16 protein-coding genes and 3 pseudogenes are annotated in these 20,525 nt (G+C 69.8%); 10 read left to right on the top strand and 9 right to left on the bottom strand.

All coding sequences use genetic code 11. From position 1 onward, the window contains the following. Positions 1-80: 80 nt before the first annotated feature. Positions 81-905 (bottom strand): hypothetical protein, encoded by an 825-nt coding sequence (locus CW362_RS19910; protein ID WP_103550851.1) that lies wholly within the window; start codon positions 903-905, stop codon positions 81-83. A 137-nt stretch (positions 906-1,042) separates the two neighbouring features. Here CW362_RS19910 and CW362_RS19905 point away from each other — a divergent pair, with 137 nt between their 5' ends. After that, complete coding sequence (locus tag CW362_RS19905; RefSeq protein WP_103550850.1) at positions 1,043-1,666, top strand: hypothetical protein; 624 nt, start codon at positions 1,043-1,045, stop codon at positions 1,664-1,666. 223 nt (positions 1,667-1,889) lie between these two features. On the opposite strand, the gene CW362_RS19900 is transcribed toward CW362_RS19905, so the two are convergent. Further along, positions 1,890-3,140: a DUF4241 domain-containing protein gene (locus CW362_RS19900; protein ID WP_240657891.1), complete on the bottom strand. Its 1,251-nt coding sequence runs from the start codon at positions 3,138-3,140 to the stop codon at positions 1,890-1,892. 415 nt (positions 3,141-3,555) lie between these two features. Here CW362_RS19900 and CW362_RS19895 point away from each other — a divergent pair, with 415 nt between their 5' ends. Further along, positions 3,556-3,738, top strand: a complete 183-nt coding sequence (locus tag CW362_RS19895) for a transposase (protein ID WP_103550848.1) — start codon at positions 3,556-3,558, stop codon at positions 3,736-3,738. A 407-nt stretch (positions 3,739-4,145) separates the two neighbouring features. Further along, the gene (locus tag CW362_RS19890; RefSeq protein WP_162684145.1) at positions 4,146-5,153 is read left to right on the top strand and encodes a YdcF family protein; all 1,008 of its coding nucleotides are present in this window, start codon (positions 4,146-4,148) and stop codon (positions 5,151-5,153) included. A 1,349-nt stretch (positions 5,154-6,502) separates the two neighbouring features. On the opposite strand, the gene CW362_RS19885 is transcribed toward CW362_RS19890, so the two are convergent. Together CW362_RS19885 and CW362_RS19880 are read right to left on the bottom strand one after the other, a co-directional pair. Beyond that, complete coding sequence (locus tag CW362_RS19885; RefSeq protein ID WP_206301003.1) at positions 6,503-6,874, bottom strand: hypothetical protein; 372 nt, start codon at positions 6,872-6,874, stop codon at positions 6,503-6,505. A gap of 28 nt (positions 6,875-6,902) precedes the next feature. Further along, positions 6,903-7,180 (bottom strand): annotated as a pseudogene (locus tag CW362_RS19880) (transposase); the annotation flags it as partial. Between the two features lie 56 nt (positions 7,181-7,236). On the opposite strand from CW362_RS19880, the gene CW362_RS19875 reads away from it, so the two are divergent. Both CW362_RS19875 and CW362_RS19870 read left to right on the top strand, forming a co-directional pair. After that, entirely contained in the window at positions 7,237-7,908 is a 672-nt protein-coding gene (locus CW362_RS19875; protein WP_206301002.1) for an HAD-IA family hydrolase, read from the top strand. A gap of 22 nt (positions 7,909-7,930) precedes the next feature. Continuing rightward, positions 7,931-8,008: pseudogene (locus tag CW362_RS19870) on the top strand (IS5/IS1182 family transposase); the annotation flags it as partial. Between the two features lie 103 nt (positions 8,009-8,111). Here the strand turns inward: CW362_RS19870 and CW362_RS19865 are convergent. After that, positions 8,112-8,570: pseudogene (locus tag CW362_RS19865) on the bottom strand (IS5 family transposase); the annotation flags it as partial. A gap of 735 nt (positions 8,571-9,305) precedes the next feature. Here CW362_RS19865 and CW362_RS19855 point away from each other — a divergent pair. Further along, the gene (locus tag CW362_RS19855) at positions 9,306-10,151 is read left to right on the top strand and encodes an IS5 family transposase (RefSeq protein ID WP_103550844.1); all 846 of its coding nucleotides are present in this window, start codon (positions 9,306-9,308) and stop codon (positions 10,149-10,151) included. A gap of 130 nt (positions 10,152-10,281) precedes the next feature. Here the strand turns inward: CW362_RS19855 and CW362_RS19850 are convergent, their stop codons facing one another. After that, on the bottom strand, positions 10,282-14,016 hold the full coding sequence (locus CW362_RS19850) for a GDSL-type esterase/lipase family protein (RefSeq protein ID WP_162684144.1): 3,735 nt from the start codon (positions 14,014-14,016) through the stop codon (positions 10,282-10,284). Between the two features lie 538 nt (positions 14,017-14,554). Between CW362_RS19850 and CW362_RS19845 the strand changes: the two genes are divergently transcribed. Beyond that, complete coding sequence (locus CW362_RS19845) at positions 14,555-15,052, top strand: NUDIX hydrolase (RefSeq protein WP_103550842.1); 498 nt, start codon at positions 14,555-14,557, stop codon at positions 15,050-15,052. Between the two features lie 320 nt (positions 15,053-15,372). Here CW362_RS19845 and CW362_RS19840 read toward each other — a convergent pair whose 3' ends face one another. Then, a complete protein-coding gene (locus CW362_RS19840) occupies positions 15,373-15,702 on the bottom strand; it encodes a WhiB family transcriptional regulator (protein WP_103550841.1) in 330 nt (109 codons plus the stop codon). A 185-nt stretch (positions 15,703-15,887) separates the two neighbouring features. Continuing rightward, the gene (locus CW362_RS19835) at positions 15,888-16,310 is read right to left on the bottom strand and encodes a hypothetical protein (RefSeq protein WP_206301001.1); all 423 of its coding nucleotides are present in this window, start codon (positions 16,308-16,310) and stop codon (positions 15,888-15,890) included. Here CW362_RS19835 and CW362_RS19830 point away from each other — a divergent pair. Together CW362_RS19830 and CW362_RS19825 are read left to right on the top strand one after the other, a co-directional pair. Next, positions 16,309-17,117, top strand: a protein-coding gene (locus CW362_RS19830) for an IS5 family transposase (RefSeq protein WP_103550840.1) whose coding sequence is annotated in 2 segments (ribosomal slippage) — positions 16,309-16,663 and positions 16,663-17,117 — 810 coding nt in all. Because the reading frame shifts where the segments join, the coding sequence is not laid out codon by codon here. The genes CW362_RS19835 and CW362_RS19830 overlap by 2 nt on opposite strands. 220 nt (positions 17,118-17,337) lie before the next feature. Next, positions 17,338-17,667 (top strand): UBP-type zinc finger domain-containing protein, encoded by a 330-nt coding sequence (locus CW362_RS19825; protein ID WP_103550839.1) that lies wholly within the window; start codon positions 17,338-17,340, stop codon positions 17,665-17,667. 423 nt (positions 17,668-18,090) lie between these two features. On the opposite strand, the gene CW362_RS19820 is transcribed toward CW362_RS19825, so the two are convergent. Next, positions 18,091-18,336: a hypothetical protein gene (locus CW362_RS19820; protein ID WP_162684143.1), complete on the bottom strand. Its 246-nt coding sequence runs from the start codon at positions 18,334-18,336 to the stop codon at positions 18,091-18,093. A 624-nt stretch (positions 18,337-18,960) separates the two neighbouring features. On the opposite strand from CW362_RS19820, the gene CW362_RS19810 reads away from it, so the two are divergent. Beyond that, positions 18,961-19,962, top strand: a complete 1,002-nt coding sequence (locus CW362_RS19810) for an alpha/beta hydrolase (RefSeq protein ID WP_103550837.1) — start codon at positions 18,961-18,963, stop codon at positions 19,960-19,962. The last annotated feature ends 563 nt before the right edge of the window (positions 19,963-20,525 follow it).

Here is a 20,525-nt window from a genome sequence, read left to right as displayed (position 1 = left end):
GCCGGGTAGGGGCTCTGGTGGCACGAGGGCTCACCCTCCCCCTCCGCACCAGCCTTCCGGCTTTCCAGCGCCCGGGCGGTTCAGCGCACCGTGGCGGCGTCTCGCGGGACGAACCGCAGACAAGGGTGGGCGGGGTCGGGGCTCGGCTCGCCCGGCGGCAGCACGGGCGCCAGCACCTCGAACACCCGCTCCATCACCTGGTCCGTGTACCCGGCCATCGTGGCCGACGCCTGGAGCAGCACACCTCCCGCCCCCAGCGGCAGCACCCGGTGGAAGGCTCCCGAGTCCTCCAGCACCGCGGCGCCGCCCAGCCGTGCCGTAAGTTCCGCCGGACAGACGGTCACCCAGGCGTAGCCGCGCAGGGACCGCCGGCCTTCACGCAGTGACGTCCTCCTCTTGCGGCGCAGCACGGCATCGAGGTTGGTGAACTCGTCGAAGTTGTTCCACTCGATGCGGCCGAAGACGGGGCTGCTGCCCTCCAGTGCGGTGTGCAGGAAGTCCACCAGCGCGGTGCAGGATGCGGCGTCGTCCGGGGAGTTGACGCCGGCCGAGGCCGAGGCCCGCCAGATGGAACCGTCGCTCAGGACGTGGTAGGAACTCGCCCGTCCCAGCACGGCCAGTTCCCCGCCCTCGGTGAGAAACAGGAGTTGAGCCCCCCAGGGGAACGCGGCGAGCCCCTCCTCGAACTGCGGCCACGCCTGCCCGATCCGGGGAAAACGTCGCGCCACGTCGTCGATGTCCGGGACGACGTGCGCCTCGGAGACGACGCCTCCCCCGCTCCTGGCCTCCGCCTCCACCAGGTTCCTGTACAGCCCGGTGCGGGCGGCACTGAACCACCGGACCAGTGATGCGCCCGGCTCGTTCGGCGCGGCAGTATCGAACGAGGCTTCGATGTACACGTTCATCCCGCGCACCCTACCGGCGCCTCAGCAGGTGTGACTGAGCACTTCAGTTGGCCCTTTCGGCCAACTGAAGTGCTCAGTCACGCTGGGGAGCCCCAGCCGTGTGGAACCGAGCGCTCGGGGCCGCACGTCTCCCGTGCATGCTGACCATCCTGGGGACACTCTTCGCCGTCGCACCCACCGTCGTCTGGGTGACGATCGCCCGCACCCGTTCCGTCGGCTTCACGATCGGCGGCGTGCTGCTCACCGGAGCCGGTCTGCTGATCAGCGTTCAGCAGGGCTGGATCGACGCTCCCAGGCCCGACGCACATCTCGTGTTCACGGCTCTCGCGCCCCTGCTCATCGCCTGCGGCGCGGGACTGGAAGGACGGCACGAGGGCTCTCCTCCCCCGGAATGGATCCCCCGCCGCAACGCAGCGATCGGCTTCCTGGGGACGCAGTTCGCCCTCACCCTCGCGGTCGGCCTCCTGTACGCGTTGATGATCAGCGAAGGCTCGGACGCCCCGTCGTCCAAGGCCCTCCCCTCATTGCCGCCAGGCATCACCATGGTCGACGAAGGCACCAGCTGCGGTTCCGGCGGCTGCTGGCGCGCCGCGACGGTCACCAGCGAGGACGGCCTGTCCCGCCCGGAGATCATCCGCGAACTGGGCCTCCAGCGGGAGAGCTGCCGCTCCAGCGGCTGGCTGCTCGACTGGTGTGACGTGTGCATCGGAGCCAGGGACAACGGCGAGAACGTCATCATCTACGCCGGCTGGGGACACTGAAAGAGCGCCGCGTCCTCCAGCCACGGGGAATTGTGAGTCGCCATCGGGCCGATTCTGAGCATCGGCGCTGTCCATCCGGGCCAGATGTAGTGCTCAGTCGCAGGTGTCTGTGGCTGAGCACGGTAGTTGGCATCATCCGCCAACTGCGATGCTCAATTCTGAGCCGACAGGGACAGGTACCGCCCGGCGGCACGGAACGCCGGGTCCCGGAACTCCGCGCACCTCAGGCACCGGCGGCGGTGCTCTCCGGCAGCAGTTCGGGCATCCCCTCCACCAGCACCACGACCCCGACCACCTCGCCGGCCTCGGAACGGCCGACCCGGACGGGATAGGTACCGTCCCCCGTCGTCGCAAATGCCGCGAGTTCACCGCCGGTGGCCCGGTCCCGGGTGCGCAGCAGGTACATGGAGTCGCTGATGTCCTCGTACACGTCCGGGTCCAGGTCAGGGTCCCCCTGGATCAGCCCCCTCTCGAAGAGGCCGAGGAGCGGCTCCCAGGCTCCGGCGTCGGCGAAGCAGCCCGTGGCACCGTCGGTGTCGAAGCCGAAGATCCCGTCCTCCCGGAGCAGGCGGGGGTCGTCGTCCGGCCGGCGGCCCATCTCCCAGGTCGCGGCGGGGCTCTCGCTGACGAGCACGCGGACGGCCATGGTGTCCGTACGCGTGACCTCGCTCCCCTCCCACTCGCAGTGGTAGGTGTGGCGGGCCAGCGCCTCCTCCAGTACGTACTCACCGGGCGGAACGGGGACCGTGATGTGCGGTCCGTCGCCACGGTAGACGTCCGGGCCCGAGACGGCCAGCAGCCCGCTGGGCACACGCAGGGTTCCTGCGATGCGACGCGGCTCCACGACCGTCATCTCGGGGTGGTACCCGTCGGTCACGCGCAGCCCGGGCCGGAACAGCTCACCGATCGGCCCGGGCCGCGCGGGGCGGGGCGGACGCCAGCAGGTGACGGGCGCGGACCCGCTCGCGTCGTCGGCTGCCGCACCCCCCTCGGTGATCTCGAAGACCGGCGGCTCCGTGAGGCCGTGGACCTGGGCCGAGAGCAGCGGCCACGCCCCGAAGGCAGGCCGGTTCATCCAGCGCTCTTCGTCGCGGACTCTGGGCACGGTGACGTGAGAGCCCCCGCCCTTCCCCTGGGGCTCCTCCGTCCGCCGGCCCTTCCCGTCCGGGAAGAGCTCCACGGTGATGCGCGGACACGCTCCGTCGAACTCCGCCATCTCCTGGCCGGTGTAGGTCCAGCCGGCGGTGTACCGGCGCAGCAGCCGCGCCGGGTCGTCCAACAGCCGCATGTCCAGGTGACAGGTTCGGCGGCCTTGAGCGTCGTAGACCCACAGCCCGACGTAGTGGTCCCGCCAGGAGACGAGCCGGACCTCCAGCGGAGCCTCCCGGCCCGCCGCCCGGTAGACCACCACGTACGGAAGCCCGGCGGCATCCCGCTCACCAGCTTCAGCCACCGACAGCGGTCGCCAGGGCATGCGGGCCTCCAGATCCCATGCCTGCGCATACCCCACCACGACCACCATTGCCGCTCCCCGCTGCCGCTCACACCCCTGCCGAGCAGCAACGTATCCGCCCCTAGTGACAACAGCGCTACCGGGCCGGGCATTGCCGGCGGCCCCAGGGAGGAGAGACGACCGCCCTGCGACCAGCCGCCGCAGCACGGACGCCCCAGTGTTCTCCCGGCCGGCAGCCGGCTCCGGAGCCGCCGGCCTCATCACGCCGGGCTGCGGTGCTCTGCACTCGAGCGGAGAAACGCCACCACCGGCCGCGCGGCCGCCACCAGACAGAGGGGCGCTGCCACCGAGCGGCAACGGCGGCCCGCGGCGATGCCGGACTCGGCGTCCGGCATGAAGGAGCCCAGTTCCAGGGCCCGTCTTCGAGGATCATCGGATGGTGGATCATGGTGGCGCGATACGTCGTCATGAACTCACCGATCTGGAGTGGGAGTTGATCGCTCCGCTCATACCACGGGCCGCGACCGGCCGTCCGCGTGTGGAGAACCGGCAGGTCGTCAATGGGGTGGCCTGCAAGATCCGGACCCGGATCTCCTGGCGTGACCCGCCGGAACGCTAGGGACCGCGGAAGACGGCATACACCCGCTTCCGCCGTTACGCCCTGGACGGCGTGTTCACTCGAGCTCTCCAACAGATCCAGGCCCGAGCGGACGCGGGCGGCGACATCGACCGGCTCGTGCAGATCGACTCCACCATCGGAGCAAGCCGGCGAAGCCGGGACTTGCCCCGAGGCCCGACCACGCCGTCGCCGAGGCCCTGCGTTCCTGGCGCATCCGACCCCGGCGACGGGCGTACGTCGGTCCCGGCTGATCGCGTCGGCGCCCGCCCGCGTACGGCGCGCCCGGACGGGTCTGCGAGGATGTCCGACGGCCGTCCGCACCGGGCCCCGCAGCGCTGCGCGGTCCGGGAACGCGCAGGCGGCGACAGGTGGACGGGGTCGGGCCCGGCGGGCGGGAGAGCGGAGTGGTGGGGGACGTGCCGGAGTACCCGGAGTACCTTGCCGCGGCGGTGTTCGCCGTGGGCGGCGTCGTCCATGCCGTGCTGGCGCCGCACCGGTTCTCCAGCGCCGTCCTGTTCTGCCTCGCGGTGACGTCGGCCGGGCTCGGCGTGGCCGCCCGCAGTGCGGAGACCCACCCCACCGTCGCGACCGTGCTCGCCGTCGCCGCCCTGCTCATGACGCTCGCGCTGGGCCTGCTCCTGCTGGTCGACGGCATCGTCCTGGTCCGGCGCTACGGACCGCAGGCGGCCCTGCTGGCCACCTGCGCCGCCGGCGGCGCGCTGCTGGCGGTGCTCGGCCTCGACGCGGTCGTCCGGGCGGTCCGGGGCGAGGCGGCGGGTGCCCTCATGGTGGCGGTGAACGCGGCCGCCGGATACCTCAGCCTGCTCTTCCTCGTCTTCACCGTTCACGTGTTCGTCCGGGGCCGCAGCACCCCGCCGCCGGGTACCACCCATGTCGTCGTCCTGGGCGCCGGGCTCAACGGCGACCGGCCCGGTCCGCTGCTGCGCCGCAGACTGGAGCGGGCCCTCGCGGTCGGTGCCGCCGACGCACCGGACGCAGACGGTGCGGTGTTCGTCGTCTCGGGCGGCCAGGGCGACGACGAGGTGCGCTCCGAGGCGGACGCCATGGCCGACTACCTGCGCGCACGCGGGGTGGCCGCCGACCGGATCGTGCGGGAGGACCGCTCCGTGAACACCGGGCAGAACCTCCGCTTCAGCGCGGCCCTCATGGACCGCACCGCTTCCGGGCACCGTGCCACGGTGGTCACCAGCGGCTTCCACGTCTACCGCACGACCCTGCTGGCCCGTCGCGCCGGCGTTCCCGTCCATGTCGTGGGCGCGCCGACCTCCCCCGTGTACTGGCTCTCCGCGACCCTGCGCGAGTTCGCCGCCGTCCTGTGGCTGGACCGGTTGCCCCTGATCGGGCTCAGCCTGCTGCTGGCGGTGCCCGTGGCGACAGCGGTCTTCCAGCGCTGAGACACCCCCCGCGCGCGCCGCCCCGGCAACAGGGTCGGCGTGGCAGCCCGATGAATTCGCGCCTCGTCTGCGGTCTCCCCCTGTACACGCCTCCTGGGTGTGGGCGATCGGCGTCATGTCCGAGGAGTACGTCGCCGGGTCCGACAGGATCGCCGAGACGCCCTGGTGGTCCACGACGTGCCACTGCCGCCGCTCTTCGTCGTACGTCACGGGGCCCGCGTCGCGTAAGGAGCGCCACCCCTCCGGTAACGCGTCAAGAGGCGATTCGGCCCCGGTCAGTCGTGTGCTTGTCACCGTTTCTCCTTGGGTGAGAACGCGCGGGCCCGGCGGTGGGCCACCGACGCTGCCGCGTACCCGGCCGCGGGCAGCGGTGGCCGTCACGGACACGGCCGTCGGGCGGTGGTCCCGCGGGGTGTTGTCGCTCCGTACCAGGTGGCCGGTGCGTGGTCCGGCCGTCGTCGGCGGCCGGTCCGCCGCTCGGGCGTGGCCGGTCCGGCTGGTCAGCGGACCCGAGGGCGGAACAAGGACGGCGGGGCGGCGGTTCCGAGCGGTCCGGACGCCCGTCGCGCGGCGGACAGGCCCGCACGTGCACAGCCCGGCAACACGCGGCCAGGACACCTTGCAGACACCACTACGCCCCCCGTGATCTCTCATGCGCAGCGGCCCTGCGCGAACTCCCTGTCCCACGATGTACGTGTCAAAAACGCGCTTCGACATGATTCGTCCGGCCGAGCGCGCTCACAGTTTTCACGTTGGGTCACCGGATGGCAACCCCCCGAAATCGAAGGAGGTAGCTGTTCAGTGGCCCACCAATGAGCGCGTGTATCCCGCGCTTTCACACTCAAACCCGGGGTATGGAAGAAAAATTCGGCGTACGTCTCGACACCCCCGGGCACCACGGCCGATCCCGTCGTCCCGGCCCTGGGATGCCCGGCTGCCGGACGACCGACTCGGCCGGATCGAGGGATTGACAGCGGCGCGACTCCCGCCAACTGCCCGCCGTGAGCAGGTCACACCGCAGGAGTGTCGACTCCCGCCCCTCCCCCGATGATGACGGGGATCGACGCCGAGCAGAGCCCGGTCCGTCGCACGGCCCCCAACTGGGCCTGCGGAACGGCCCGCTGGGCATCGGTCACCGGCAACAACCGAATCTCCGGACCCGGACGACGCCCACCGCCCCAACGGCGCCTCTCCGACTCAACTCAACACCTCTTTTCCGCATCCGCCACCATTCGCCCGCTCCACGACCTCGCGGAGGCGGTGGCCGACGGCGTGTTTTCCGCCAGATGTCGTAGCGGCGGATCGCGCCGTCCTCCGCCCGGCGCGATCCGTCCCATCCAGGTCGTGCTCTAGAAGTCGGTGACCCTGCGGGGCGGTCGGCCGGGGAAGGCACGTCCGGCTATCCAGGTGGTGAGGTCGTAGGTGATGTGGTTGATGCTGCTCGCGATGGTGACTTCGTGCTCGCGGCGTGAGCTGTCGCGGCGGACGATCTCGTAGCCGCCCTCGTCCAGCACGGCGACCGAGGCGAACCACACGGGTTCGTCCTCGTCCGGCTGGACGAACACGAAGGTGTTGTCGGTGTCGTTGAGGTCGTCGATCAGCATGAACAGGGCGTCCTCGGACGGGTCATCGATGCGGTCGCCGTTTTCGCTGTCGGCTCCGTAGTACTCAGCCGCCACCGTGCCTCTCCCCCACCTCGCTCGCTCCGGCCGTGTCAGCATGGCACGCGCGACCGACAGCTCAGACCGGTCATGACCATTCGCCGATCACGGCGATCAGGACGGCTGCTTCGAAGCGGACGGCGCGAGTTTGTCGAAGCGGGTGGCCACGGCCCGGTTGCGCTTGAGCCGGTTGATCCCGCACTCGACGGCGTGCCGGGGCTTGCAGTCCTCGCGGTCGAAGGCCGGTGGCCGCCCGCCGGCCTTGCCGCGCTGTTTGCGGTGGGCGGCCTGGTCGGCGGGTTACGGGATCGTGCAGCGGATTCCTCGCTTTCGTAGGTAGGCCCGGTTGGCGCGGGAGGAATACGCCGCCTAAGGCTTGTCCCGCAAACTGCCTGCTCAGGGCCCGATGGCATGATCGATGCGTGATCAGTGAACCCGGCCGTCCCGGCACGATGAGGTATGTCCTGTTTGATGTCGATGGCACGTTGATCGACGCCGTGGACAACCAGCGCCTGGTCTGGCACACGTGGGCAGAGCGGTACGGACTGGACCCTGATGAGGTCTACCGAGTGGCGCTGCGGACGAGGCCGGTGGAGACGTTCGCGCAGGTCGCCCCGGACCAGGACCCTCGGGAGTGCCTGGCCGCACTGCATGAGCTGGAGGACGAGGACGTTCGAGACGGTTCATATGCCGCCTTCGACGGCGCCTCTGAACTGCTGAACGCCTTGGAGTCCGGGACATGGGCGCTCGTGACCTCGAACTACGAGCACCGGGTACGCGGACGTTTCGCGCGGACGGGTCTGCCGGTCCCGAAGGTTGTCGTGGATGCGGCCGCCGTGACGGAAGGCAAGCCGTCGCCGGTGCCGTATCTGCAGGCGGCCGCACAACTCGGTGCCAAGCCGGAGGACTGCCTGGTCATCGAGGACGCCCCCTCTGGGGTGCAGTCCGGCCTGCGTGCCGGGATGACGGTGTGGAGCGTCAACACCCCTGCGGCAGTCAATGGCGTGCATCGTCACTTCGGAAGTCTGCGGGACGCGGTCCAAGACATCCTCGCCTATTCATCCGAGGTCCATCCTGACCGGCTGGAGGGTTGAGCCGCAATGGAATGATCTTGCTGTGGCTGGTGTGATCACGGCGTCGGAACCGTCCTGGACAGCCCCGTTCACCGGACTGAGCCCGCGCTGGTCCGGCAGGGCGACGGGGTCCACCACTCCATGCTCGGCATCGCCCGTCTACACCACCTCAACCTCGCCGGGTGAACGAGCGGGGCCTCGGTTCACCCACTTGATTCAAGCCGACCGCCCTCGCTGGCCAGGTGGATTTTGCAGTTCAGCCCTCCCCGGGAGCGACCCAGACCCTCATCGGAACGGTGTCTGGCCGGGCGACTGCGGCGGCCCGGAATTCGTGGCGCGCCGATGAGGGCACCGGCTGCGTGCTGGTGTACTCGGCAGGACGTCGAGTCGACGCTCACCATGCTCCAGTCGATTCGGCCCTCTGCATCAGCGTCGGCCTGAACGGCCCGCAGGATCTTCTCCCACGTGCCGTCCGCCGACCATCTGCGATGACGATCGTGAACCGTCTTCCACTTGCCGAACTGCGGTGGCAGATCCCGCCAGGGCAGACCGGTCCGCTGCCGGAAGAGAATCCCGTTGATCACCCGGCGGTGGCACTGCCGACGCCCGCCCCGACCGCGGTTACGGGGCAGATGCCGCTCCAGCCGCATCCACTCGTCATCTGAAAGATCACCTCGCCCCACACCGACCGAAACGATCCAGCGCAAGGCGAGTCACAGGACCCGTCGGACACGGCCTAGGCGATGTCTGCGCAGTCGCGGCAGATCGGCGTGCCAGTCGCCTCCCAGCCTGACAGCAGCCGGTCCAGGGTGATATCCAGACGTAGCGCGATCTCGGTGGCCACTGACAGGTTCGGCTCCGCCTTCCGGCGCCCGCCCTCCAGCTCTTCGACCCCTCGGCGGGAGCGGCGCATCAGCGCGGCGAACTCGGCCTGGGACAGACGGCGGCGCCCTCGCCAGGGGACGATGCGGCGGCCGAACTGGATGCAGTCCGGCGATGACCCAGTGCAGTCGGCTCTCTGCGGAGGCGAGGTCACCAGCAGCGGTGCCGATCGTTCCTGCAGGTCGGGCGCGGACGGAATACCAGGCAGAACACGACCCGGGACCCACGCCCCCTGCGAGGCGGTATGTTCTACACATCAAGATCAACAGTGTCCGCATGAGGCGAAAAGCAGTTCCAGGCTTCTCGCCAACTTGCTTAACCAGTCGGCTGGTTGCACGAGAGGCAAACAGGACGGCGTGCGTTCAGCTTGGGCGCCGTTGGCCGACCGGGGCCTGACGGGAGTGCCCGCATGCGGGCCGCATCGCCTCTGACCCGGGCCGGCGACTTGTGATCACTACCACTAGAGGGCGTCTGAAAAGCCTGTCAGCGGGCAAGTCGCCTGGTAGCGGGGTGGTGACGAACTTTCGGGGGCTGGCGTGTACGGGCTGCGTACCCGTTACTCGACGGATCTGTCCGATCCGGAGTGGGAGATCCTCCATCCGCTGGTTCCGGCGGTCAAGCCCGGTGGCCGGCCGGCGAAACACACCCGGCGGGAGATCCTCAACGCGCTGGCGTACTGGCTGCGGGCAGGCTGCGCCTGGAGGCTGCTGCCGCATGACCTGCCGCCGTGGCAGACCGTCTACCACTACTGGCGATGCTGGCAGCAAGAAGGCGTGTGGGAGCGGATGCTGACGGTGCTGCGCGAATGCGAGCGCGTGCAGCTGGGCCGGGATCCCACTCCCAGTGCGGCCGTCGTGGACAGCCAGAGTGTCCGGGCCAGTGAGCGTGGCGGCCTCCATGGTTACGACGGCGGCAAGAAGGTCAGCGGCATCAAGCGCCACCTCCTTGTCGACACCCGCGGCACTGTCCTGGTCACCTGCGTGAGCCCGGCCAGTGTGGGTGACCGCGATGGCGCCGTGGTGCTCTTCTCCCAGGCTGCCGATACCTTCCCGCGCCTGCGGCACGTGTGGGCGGACCAGGGCTATCGCGGTGCCGACTTCCACGCCTGGGCCCGGGAGGCCACCGGCATCACCGTGGAGATCGTGCAGCGCCGCGACGGAGGATTCCGCTCGACCTGGGCCCGAGCGGGGGCACCGCCACCAGCAGTTCCCCAGTTCGCGGTGATCCCGCGCCGCTGGGTGGTGGAGCGGACGTTCGCCTGGCTGGGACGATGCCGCCGCCTGTCGAAGGACTACGAGTACCTGCGCGTCTGCTCGGAGAACGCCATCTACCTCGCCATGGCCATGCTCCTGGTGCGTCGCCTCGCAAAAGAGGCCCGCTGACGGGCTTTTCAGACGCCCTCTAGGCCGTGTATCGGAAATGGATCTTGCGCGCTGAATGATCCTGGTCATGGGCCGGGGTGCTCGCGGGCCGGGTGGGCGGGCCCGCGAGCACGTCAGGCGGGTCCTGGCCTCAGCCGGTGGGCGGGACGGTGACCACGTCGCTGCGCGGGTCGGCGAACCGGCCTTTCTTCAGCAGGGATTCCTGAGCCGGGTCCGACGGCGGCCGGCTGGACGTGGACTTGGACTTGGCCGGAGCTCGGGTGGTCGCACCGGTCGACGGGGGCGGGAGCGGCACCGAGACGCAGGGCGTCCGGTCGGATTCCAGCACGCCGTTGATCGCGGTCACGCAGAATTCGAAGTTCCAGTTGCCCGGGAAGAGGAAGGCGATCTGGTGGTCGGGGGTGTCGGAGATGTACGGGTCCGGCGTCGTCGGGCCGTTGTGCTCGTTGAGGTTGCGTACCCACACCCGGTACCCGGCCGCCTCGGGGGAGCCCTGCCAGTTCAGCTGGACGGTGGTGGGGTCGAGGGACTTGACCGTGAGGCCCGTGGGCATGGGCGGCTTCCCCGCGCCGATGGTCACCGACCTGGCCATGCCCGGCATGCCGCCGCCGGCCCGGTTCCAGGTCACCACCGCGACCAGATAGTGGTGCCCCGGGGTCAGACCGTCGATGTGCACGGTCGTCGCTCTGACGCCCGTGCTGCTGATGTACGACCCCGGCACGTCCTTGTCCCAGGTGATGACCTCGTACCGGTCGATGCTGTCCGTGTACGGACCGCTCGGTGCCCGCCAGGTCACGTCGACGCCCGTCGCGGTCGCCGAGGTCATGATGCCGTCGACCGGCGGTGGCGGTGCGGTCTGGGGGTGCGCGGTCGCGGTGGCCGTCGGGGACCAGACGGACTGGCCGTCACCGTCGTTGTCGGTGCGGACCTGGTACTCCCAGGTCCAGCTGTCCTCCGTCCAGGTGGTGTCGTAGCGGTTGGTCGACACCTTGGTCTGGTTCCACGCGGTGGCACCCGCGAGCCGGTAGCGGACGGTGTACCCGCGCGCGCCGAACACCGGGTTCCAGGTCACCGCGACACCGCTGGGGACGGCCTGCGCCACGACCCCCGTCACCCCGGAGATCGGCCGGTGCGGGATCGTGTCGGGGACGGCGGGCACGGACTGGCCGATGCCGTAGCCGTCGTGCAGGGTGCGCTCGTAGGCGGACGCGATCTGGTATTCGCCCAGGGCGTTGGGGTGCAGGTTGTCGTAGCCGGCGGGACAGGTGTCGGTGTCGCAGCTGTAGGCCCCCTCCCAGTCGACCAGTTTCACCGGGGAGTCGGAGGTGCTCCAGGACGGGATCGCGTTCGCCAGCATGGTGTTGTACTGCCGGGTCTTGACGATCAGGTCCTGACGGCCGTCGATCAGGGGTCGCATGGGAACGTTGGCCACGGCGAAGCGGACGCCGGGTTTGGCCGCGCGGGCCCGGTCGACCATGGTCTTGACGCTGTCCAGCGTGCCGGTGGCGTCGCTGACGAGCCACCCCATGTCGTTGAACCCGATGCCGAAGAGCACCAGGTTGGGCTGGTACTGCGCGACCATGGGGCCGATCAGGTCCTTGTCCTGGGCGGCCTGGCGGCCCCACACGGCGAAGTGGTCGGCGTCGAAGTCCGCCGGGACGCCCTGGGCGTAGGCACCGTTGACGGGTGGGCCCGCCGCCGAGGGGTTCTGGTTCGTCTCCCCCTGCAGCGGCGGCGGGCCGGGCGGACCGGTCGGGGCGTCCGGCTGCTTGGTCCCGCGGTACGGGCCGACGAAGTCGACGGCGACGTGCTGGTCCTTGAACCACTGCCACAGCCGGTAGCGCCAGGTCCAGTCGCCCTCCATCCCCTCGCTCATGGAGTCCCCCACCACCATCACCCGCAGGGGCGCGGTGCCCATGTCGCTGCCGTCCCCGGTGTCGTCGACGCCGTTGCCGTCGATCACCATGTCGGCGGGGTTCACCACGACGTCTCCCGGATCGACGATGGTGCCGTCCTGCCACGCGGCGGTCAGCTGGGCCGCGTAGGCGTCGGTCATGGCGCGGTAGCCCTTGGCGTTGGGCACGCCGTCGGCACTCTGCCCGGTGTCCACCTCGCTGACGTCACGGTCGAGGACCACCTGCCGGATCCGGTGACCCGCCAGGGCTTCAGTGGCGATGATCCGGCTCGACTGCGCGATGTAGGAGGCGGTGCCGGTGTACATCTCGTCCCGGACGGCCGGTGTGCTGGACGGCACCGGGTCGCCGACCAGCACCGTCGTGTTGGGCAGGTCGATGTAGATCTGGTCGAGCAGGTCCTGCAGCTGGTTCGCCTCCTGGGTGGCCGTCAGCCCGTCGCGGGTCGCCAGATCGTTCGCGACGTCGAGCTGGAGCAGTACGACGTCGGGCTTGTAGGTACGCAGGTCGCCGACCAGATGCTGGCGCAACTCGTCGATGCTCTGGCCGGGGAACGCCTCCTCCTGGTTGTCACCGCCCTCGACGTTCCCCTTGCTCACGGCACCCACGTAGTCGAAGCCGGGCGTGCCGGCATTCCCCGCGCTCGCCGCTCTCGTCGGCCTGGCCGCGTTGGCCGAACCGGTCACGTTCGCGGCCCTGGCCGTCTTCGCCGCGCTCGCCGCCCTGGCCGTCTTCGCCGCATTCGCCGAACTGGGCCAGAGCCCATAGCACTGGCCCAGGTAATACGACACACATGTTTGCAGCGGTCCTCGCATGCCCGAGTCTTCGAAAGGGGCCTGGTGCACGTTCGCCCCGTCCGCGGCGTAGCCGCCGACTACCGACGGGGAGACCTGCGGCGGCTGGGTGGACGTCCGGGTGGCGACGGTGTCGTTGTAGACCGGGCTGTGGTCGGAGCCGCCTTGGTTGCCCAGCACGCGCGCGGCGAAGGTGCCGCGCGTGGTGGTCGTCACCGTGAAGTCGAGTTCCTCTTCCTGCCCGTCCGGACTTCGGTGGGTGGGCTGACCACTGGCCACGATGTGGGGCAGGATGGGCTGCGGTGCGGGGGGCGGCAGCGGGGGCTGCGGGTTGTCCGGCGACGGGATGAGGGCGTAGGCCGGTCGGCCGCGCAGGGAGTCGGGCCGGGTGTTGAAGTCGGCGCTCACCGTCCAGTCGTACCGCACGCCCTCCGCCCGCTGGGCGTCGTAGACGGCTCTTCCGATCGCGGTCAGCATCGGGATCGCGTCGCCACCGCCTCCCGTCAGCGAGTGGAAGCTGAAGTACCAGTGGTTCCCCTCACGGATGCCGATGGCGGGTCGACCGCGGTCGGGACCGAGCGGGTTGTCCACCACCATGGCGTCCTCGACCGGGTTGAGCGACATCACGATGGTGTTCACCCGGCCTCCCGGCCGGCCCGGCTGGGACCGGTAGTTGGTCTGCAGGAAGACCATGTACCACTCGGAGGGCCGTTGGCTCGCATGCCAGTTGGCATAGGTGACCAGCGAGTTGCCGACGGTTCCCCGCGGATTGGGCAGGATGTCGGAGCCGGTCGGCACGCCGGCACCCGACTCCTGGAGCATGACGACGGAAGGGCCCGTGCTGCGATTCCGGGCCGCGGTGAGAATGTTTGGAATGTAGTTCGTCCAGAGGTTCACGCCCTGCGCGGTGGCTCCCTGCATGTTCCAGGTGAGGTAGGGCCTCTGGCCCGGGGGAGGCTGGGGCGGCGGATCCGCCTGGGCCGGGCCGGCGGCCAGGACGGTGAACGGCACCACCAGGAGCGCGAGCAGCAGCACCTGGACGACGCCGAGGGCCGCGGAACGGGCGTGCGGCCCGTCGCGCCGGGGCCGACGGGAGCGCCGTGCCCGTAACGAGGCCCTCGTTCGGCCCGCCGGGCGGGGAGCGGTGGGTGTGGTCATCGACTGGACTTGCCTTTCGTTCTGTCCTGATCGCGTCAAAATGAGACACTAGTCCACGAATCACCGTGTCTCCCAAGCCGCTCCCGCCCGTTTCGCGCCGGGATTCGGAGGTGATTCCCGGCCAGACGCGCAGGTCAGTTGAAGAACGCGCAACTCGGTTGAAGAGGGCGCAGTTGACCGCGTCCATCAGGGCCGCGCCGGTCCGGTGCGCCTGCCTGCTGAGGGTGGAGGCGGCGAAGAAGAAGGCGGCCGTGCGGTGGCCGGTGGAGTCGGTGAGGTTGCAGGTCGCTTAGCCCGGGACGACGCCGACGTGGTCCCAGACCGTGCCGCAGTCGGTTTTCGCCGTTTCGATGCCCAGCCCGTAGCCGAGCTCGTCCGGGTCCTCCGGTCCGCCCCCGCATCGAGTGGGACGGTGACCACAGGCTGACCGGGGATCGGCCGGAGCCTGAGCCGCCCACGTGCATTTCTCCGCGCGCCATGCCACAGATTCCCGCCCAGACCGGGACGCGCCGATGCTTCCTTGTTCTAACGTCGGTGCATGAAGCAGGAGTTGAGGGTGGCGGCCTACGCCGTGTGTGTGCGAGACGGGGCAATCCTCCTCGCACGCCTGACGTTGAGGGACGACAGCAAACGCTGGACGCTCCCCGGCGGGGGCATGGACCACGGCGAGGACCCCTACGACACCGTGATCAGAGAGGTCGAGGAGGAGACCGGGTACGCGATCGAACCGACGGTGCTGCTCGGTGTCGACTCGCAGCGGCACACCTATCCGCGCCGTCTCGGTGCCACCGCCGACTTCCAGAGCCTGCGGATCGTCTACGAGGCGCAGGTCACCGGCGGCGGACTGCGCCACGAAACGAACGGCTCCACCGACATGGCGGCCTGGCACCCCTTGGGAGAAGTACCCGCGCTGGACCGGGTACTGCTTGTCGACGTCGGACTCACGCTCTGGCGGGAGCGGCCGGTGGTCGGTCGTGCACCGGGGATACCCGAGCCACAGCCAACACCGCTACCCGGCGGAACAAGCAGAGACTGATCCTCCCCGCTCGGCCCAGCGGGCGCAGCGTCTGTCTCTGCTCCTGGGACTGCGACAACGGCTGCTGACAGGTTCCGTCGCGGGTGGCGGGAGACGGTGCGGTCATACTCATCTCCTGCCGCCCGCCCAGGACTTGCCCGGGCGTTCTTGCCCCGCCTGCGTTTTGGGCCGGGGCACGGTTGCCGCTCTGCCCGCCGGGCGGCTTTCACGCTTCGGCGCCCTGCCGGCCTCGCGCCCTGGCACGGCCCCCGGCCTCGACCCGGTGTACCCGGACAAGGGTGGTGCAGCAGCCGCCGCGTCCTGGCGGTCGAGACCACCGGTCAGCCGGTGGCGGCCAAGCCGTCCGCGTGATCGTGCAGGGCCTTCGCCTGCTGATCGTGCTCGGCCCGTGCCGCCTCCAGCAGGCGTCGCCAGGACGCCACCGCGGGGCGGCGCCGCAGCAGGGCCCGCCGGTCCCGCTCCGTCGCACCGCCCCAGATGCCGTGCTCGATTCGGTTGTCGAGCGCGAAGGACAGGCATTCCAGCCGCACCGGGCAGCCGGTACACAGCGCTTTCGCCCGGTGCTGAGCCGCACCCTCGACGAACAGCTCGTCCGGATCAGCGGTTCGGCACAGGGCCCGCTCGCCCCAGTCTCCGTCGTCTTCGACCATCGTGGTGCCCTTCTGTCCCCGATCTGGCCTTCCCACTCCCCCAGGACAGGCGCAGTCCGGGCACGGTACGACACTTTCTGGAAGCATGGGACGCCAGCGGTGCGGAACTTCCCCTTCGAGTGACGTGCCCCTTGCACGCCCGCAGCACCCCGGCAGAGGCGGCTGCGGGGCGCGCCACCGCGTGCTCAGGCCGGCTTGTCGGGATTGATGCCGCTATACGGGCCGAGGCGACATCGAGTGCGCCTGTCCAGGCCAGATCGCCTGAGTTCGACGGCATAGGAGGCGCCGTTGAATTCCCAGCCGTCGGTGCCGTCGCCGATGTCGGCGACGATGATCTCGTCGATGAAGTGGTCCTCGAGGTCGTCGTCGCGCAGGTCGCCGGCCAGCCAGAGCGTTTCGATGTCGGTCCAGTCGCCGCGGCTTGCGTCGATGCGCAGGGGTGCTGCGCGGCGGGTGCCGCGTTCGCGTTCGTCGTTGCCGGTTTTGACGAGGCCGCTGATCTCGAACTGGCCGTGTTTGACGGTGTCGGGGAGGGGTTCGGCGGGGACGATGGCGACGTTCTCGTAGACACCGTTTCTTATGGCGTGATCGTTCGTTGAGTAGTGCATGACGGATCTGGTTGAGCGGTTGGTTCCGGACGAGTTATGGGTGTTGTTCCGGCGGGTGGTCCCGCCGACGGAGGTCACGCGTCCGCAGGGTGGGGGTCGGCGGCGGGCGGGTGACCGGGAATGCCTGGCGGCGATCGTCTTCGTGGCAACCTCGGGCTGCACGTGGCGGCAGTTGCCGCCGGTGTTCGGGCCGGCCTGGCCCACGGTCTACCGGCGTTTTGCCCGGTGGAGCCAGGACCGGGTCTGGGCCGAACTGCACCGCGTCCTCCTCGACGAACTCGGCGCCCAGGGCGAGTTGGACTGGTCACGATGCGCGATCGACTCCGTCAGCCTCAGGGCGGCAAAAGGAGGCCTCTGACGGGACCGAATCCGACCGACCGCGGCAAGCCGGGATCGAAAATCCACCTCGTCACCGACCGGAACGGACTGCCTCTGTCGCCGGGTATCTCCGGAGCCAACATGCACGACAGCCTCGGCCTACAGCCGCTCGTGCGGGGCATCCCACCGATCCGTTCCCGGCGCGGCCCGCGGCGTCGCCGCCCGGCCAAGCTCCATGCCGACAAGGGCTACGACTACGACCACCCGCGCCGATGGCTCCGCCAACGCCGCATCCGCCACCGCATCGCCCGCAAGGGCATCGAGTCCTCCACCCGGCTCGGCCGACACCGCTGGGTCGTCGAACGAACCGTGTCCTGGCCGGCCGGATGCCGCCGGCTGCACCGCCGCTACGAGCGCAAGGCCGAGCACTTCCTGGCCTTCGTCGGCATCGCCGCAGCCCTCATCGCCTACCGCCGACTCACCAAGTGAAACGACGTCTGAACCGATCACTGACCCGGACCGATTCCATTACCTCGACGTCCGCCGACGTGATCGACTCGGCGGCATCCTCCACGAGCACGCACACGCCGCGTGAACTGCGAGGACGTAATAATCGGCACTCGCACCGCAGCTGTGCATCCGTCTGTCCTTGCATGAACGAATTACTGGACATTCCGACCACGACCGCCAGCAGACGAAAGGCGACACCATGACCGAGTGGGTGGTACGGCCGGACGGGGGCCGCCCGCAGGGCCACGGATGTCCCCATGCCGCCGACGCAGGCCCGACACCAGCGTCCCAAAGCCACCTGTGCGTGGAGTGCTCCGCCCAGGGGCGCGAGGAGACGCGGCTGCGACTCTGCCTGACCTGCGGCCACGTAGGGTGCAGCGACAGCGCGCCAGGCGCCCACGCCACAGCTCACTACGAATCGAGCGGTCACCCACTCGTACAGTCCGTAGAGCCGGGCGGCGAAGCATGGGCCTGGTGCTACGTGGATGAAGTGTTCCTGCAGCCGCGCGACCACCGCCTGCCGCACTGAACAGTGACGCGCGGCTTGGCCGACCCTCAAACGGAAACGAGCGATTCACCCCATCACCAACATCCGAGGAACGCGGCAACGATGCCGCACACAAGATCACGAATGTATTGGCCATGAATCCCAGCACGGCCGCGGCCCAACTCCGGCCGAGCCCCGGCTCGGACCGGCTGAAACGGTGCACGAACCGCCCATGCACGGCATCCAGTTCACCCGCCCACACCCGTACATCAGCAAGGTCCCCACCGCGCGCGATGACTGCTCCGTCCACAGCTCGATGGCCACGACCTCTGGCCAACCCCGTCGCTCGGCCTTGATGCCGAACGGTGTGCCCCCAACGTCACACCTTCAGGACCGACACGGAGAGCCACCTGGCGTGAGCAAGCCAGTAGAGCGATCACCAAGACGGCCAACCGACTCCGGTGCTCAGGCGTCGTTCAGGGCCCGCAGGAGCCGGCGCAGCGCGCGGCGCAGAGCCAGGCGGCGGGCGAGGCCGGGTACGGCATAGGCGATGACGACCAGGACGGCCACGGCGGCGAACGTGGTGAGCGGGCCCATCCAGCAGGACAGCAACAGCACGCCGCCGGTCAGGAGCAGAACGGCGAGGGTGAGCGCGAACTCCCGGTCCCGCTGCATCTGGCGCGTCTTGCCGGTCATGTGCGGCGCAGGCATCCGGACGGCACCTGGCCCCCAGGCACGATCCGCCACAGGCTCCCGCCGCCGCACTCCCGGTACCGCGACCAGGAGGTAAGGCCCACCGCCACGACGCACGACCGCACCCGCTCACCCCGGTGCAGGTAAGCGCACAACCGGCGAACGTGTCGTCGCCACCGGCCCCTCATTCCACGCCGGCATCCGCACCACCACCTTCTGCACGGCCCGCCACGCCGACGCGCACGGCACGGCAGTGATCGGCGGAGCAGCGGACGGAGCAGTCACCAGGACGACGGTGACGGCGGCCACCGTGGTGAGCACACGTCGAGTCAGATGCATACACCAGTCAACCCCACTCACCACCCGCCCGGTCACGACTCCCCTCCCAAGATCACCCGCCCAGGGCAGCCGGGACGGGTTGTCGGCTCCGACCCCGCGCGGCGAGCGGGCGTCCAGGCCGTCGCGGAGGCGGGCGCTCAGTCGGTGGGCGTCTGCGTCTCGGTATCAAGATCCGGACTTACTCGGTGAGACCGGTCGAGATCGAGCAGGCCCGCGCCGCTGATCCGCCCGGCCCTGCTGCGCGATCGCCAAGGTGTTGAAAACCGGATGATGCGAAAGAAACAGGAGCGCTAGCGTGCGCGTATGGATCTTGAACCTGGAAAGACCGTGCCCGCCGTTCCTGTTCCTCTCGATGCCGAACTTCAGGTCACTTATAACGCCTACCTGGCGGAGGAACCGGACTTGGCGCCGATGAGCCTCGAGAAGCTGTCGGTGATCCGTGCGGAGGTCGACGCCGCAGTGGCGGCGCTCGAGGACCTCAGCCATGGCGGGCGCTTCACCGTCTTCCAGCCCTCGGTGCCCGGCCTGGACGGCGCCCCCGAGATCCCGCTGCTGGTGTGCACACCCTCCGGCGCGCCCGCATCGCGGCCGGCGCTCTACTTCATACACGGCGGCGGCTTCTACTGTAGCGATCACCGCACCGGGCTCGACCAGATACTCGAGACGGCCGAGCGGTTCGGGGCCACGCTGATCTCGGTCGGCTACCGGCTCGCGCCCGAGCACCCCTACCCCGCCCAGATCAACGACGCTTACGCCGGTCTGCTGTGGGTCGCCGACCACGCGGACGAGCTCGGCATCGACTCGGAACGCATCGTCGTCACAGGCTTCAGCGCCGGCGGCGCCCTCAGCGCCGCGCTCGCGTTGACCGTGCGCGACAAGGGCGGTCCCCGCCTGCTCGGCCAGCTGCTGATCGCCCCGCTGCTCGACGACCGCAACGACAGCGCCTCGGCCCTGCAGATGGACGACATCGAACTCTTCGACCGCAGCCGCAGCGGCTTCGCCTGGAGCTCGCTGCTCGGCGACGCCCAGGGCGGAGCTGACGTGCCGCAGTACGCTGCGCCCGCCCGCGCCACCGACCTGGCAGGCCTGCCGCCCACATTCCTCGACGTCGGCTCCGCCGAGTGCCTGCGCGATGAGATCCTCGCCTACGCCGACCGGATCTGGCAGGCCGGCGGCGAAGCCGAGCTGCACGTGTGGCCCGGCGGAATCCACGGTTTCGACCGGAAAGCCCCCGAGGCGCGGATCAGCAAAGCCGCTGTCGCGGCACGCCGCAACTGGCTGGAGCGCCTTCTCGCCACCAACTGACGGTCTCCTCCGGCGGTAGTCGGTCGCAGGATGGACAACGTGCCGCCAGGCGTCCCGTAGCAACGAGGTCGAGGAACGGGGCTTCCACCCTGATCGTGGACACGGGTTGTCATGCAGCGATGGCCGGCGTGGTTGATCTCTGTTCGAAGACGACTGGTGCGAGGTAGCCGATCGCCGAGTGCCTGCGCTGGTGGTTGTAGGAGCCGAGCCGGCGGAACACCGCGAGGCGGGCGGCTCGTGCGGTGGGTCAGCCGCGCCGGCCGGGCAGGATCTCCCGTTCGAGTGAGGCGAAGAACGACTCGGCGGCCGCGTTGTCCGCGCTCGAGCCGACGGCCCCCATGGACCCCCGGATCCCGGCGGCACGGCAGGCACCGGCGAACGCCCTCGAGCTGTACTGCCTGGGTGACCGGGGCACGGTTGCACGTTCGGGACCGTCGGTCGAGCGAGGAGAGTTTGCTGCGGGCGGCTTCGAGGCTGATCTGGAGTCCTTGGACCTCGCCGAGCCAGCCGTTGACGCGGACCCCTCGGTACGGTCTCCGAGGTTGCAGATGATCTCTTAGCGT

The sequence above is a fragment of the Streptomyces populi genome (genome assembly GCF_002911015.1).
Classification (GTDB): Bacteria; Actinomycetota; Actinomycetes; order Streptomycetales; family Streptomycetaceae; genus Streptomyces; species Streptomyces populi.
The sequence above is the reverse complement of the archived record's forward strand: the minus strand, read 5'-3'. Positions and strand labels throughout refer to the sequence as shown.

Excerpts from the sequence above, each read along its gene's own strand:
- CW362_RS19910 (WP_103550851.1), bottom strand. The coding sequence starts at position 905 with ATGAACGTGTACATCGAAGCCTCGTTCGATACTGCCGCGCCGAACGAG.
- CW362_RS19905 (WP_103550850.1), top strand. The coding sequence starts at position 1,043 with ATGCTGACCATCCTGGGGACACTCTTCGCCGTCGCACCCACCGTCGTC.
- CW362_RS19900 (WP_240657891.1), bottom strand. The coding sequence starts at position 3,140 with ATGCCCTGGCGACCGCTGTCGGTGGCTGAAGCTGGTGAGCGGGATGCC.
- CW362_RS19895 (WP_103550848.1), top strand. The coding sequence starts at position 3,556 with ATGGTGGATCATGGTGGCGCGATACGTCGTCATGAACTCACCGATCTG.
- CW362_RS19885 (WP_206301003.1), bottom strand. The coding sequence starts at position 6,874 with ATGCTGACACGGCCGGAGCGAGCGAGGTGGGGGAGAGGCACGGTGGCG.
- CW362_RS19850 (WP_162684144.1), bottom strand. The coding sequence starts at position 14,016 with ATGACCACACCCACCGCTCCCCGCCCGGCGGGCCGAACGAGGGCCTCG.
- CW362_RS19845 (WP_103550842.1), top strand. The coding sequence starts at position 14,555 with ATGAAGCAGGAGTTGAGGGTGGCGGCCTACGCCGTGTGTGTGCGAGAC.
- CW362_RS19840 (WP_103550841.1), bottom strand. The coding sequence starts at position 15,702 with ATGGTCGAAGACGACGGAGACTGGGGCGAGCGGGCCCTGTGCCGAACC.
- CW362_RS19835 (WP_206301001.1), bottom strand. The coding sequence starts at position 16,310 with ATGCACTACTCAACGAACGATCACGCCATAAGAAACGGTGTCTACGAG.
- CW362_RS19825 (WP_103550839.1), top strand. The coding sequence starts at position 17,338 with ATGACCGAGTGGGTGGTACGGCCGGACGGGGGCCGCCCGCAGGGCCAC.
- CW362_RS19820 (WP_162684143.1), bottom strand. The coding sequence starts at position 18,336 with ATGCCTGCGCCGCACATGACCGGCAAGACGCGCCAGATGCAGCGGGAC.
- CW362_RS19810 (WP_103550837.1), top strand. The coding sequence starts at position 18,961 with ATGGATCTTGAACCTGGAAAGACCGTGCCCGCCGTTCCTGTTCCTCTC.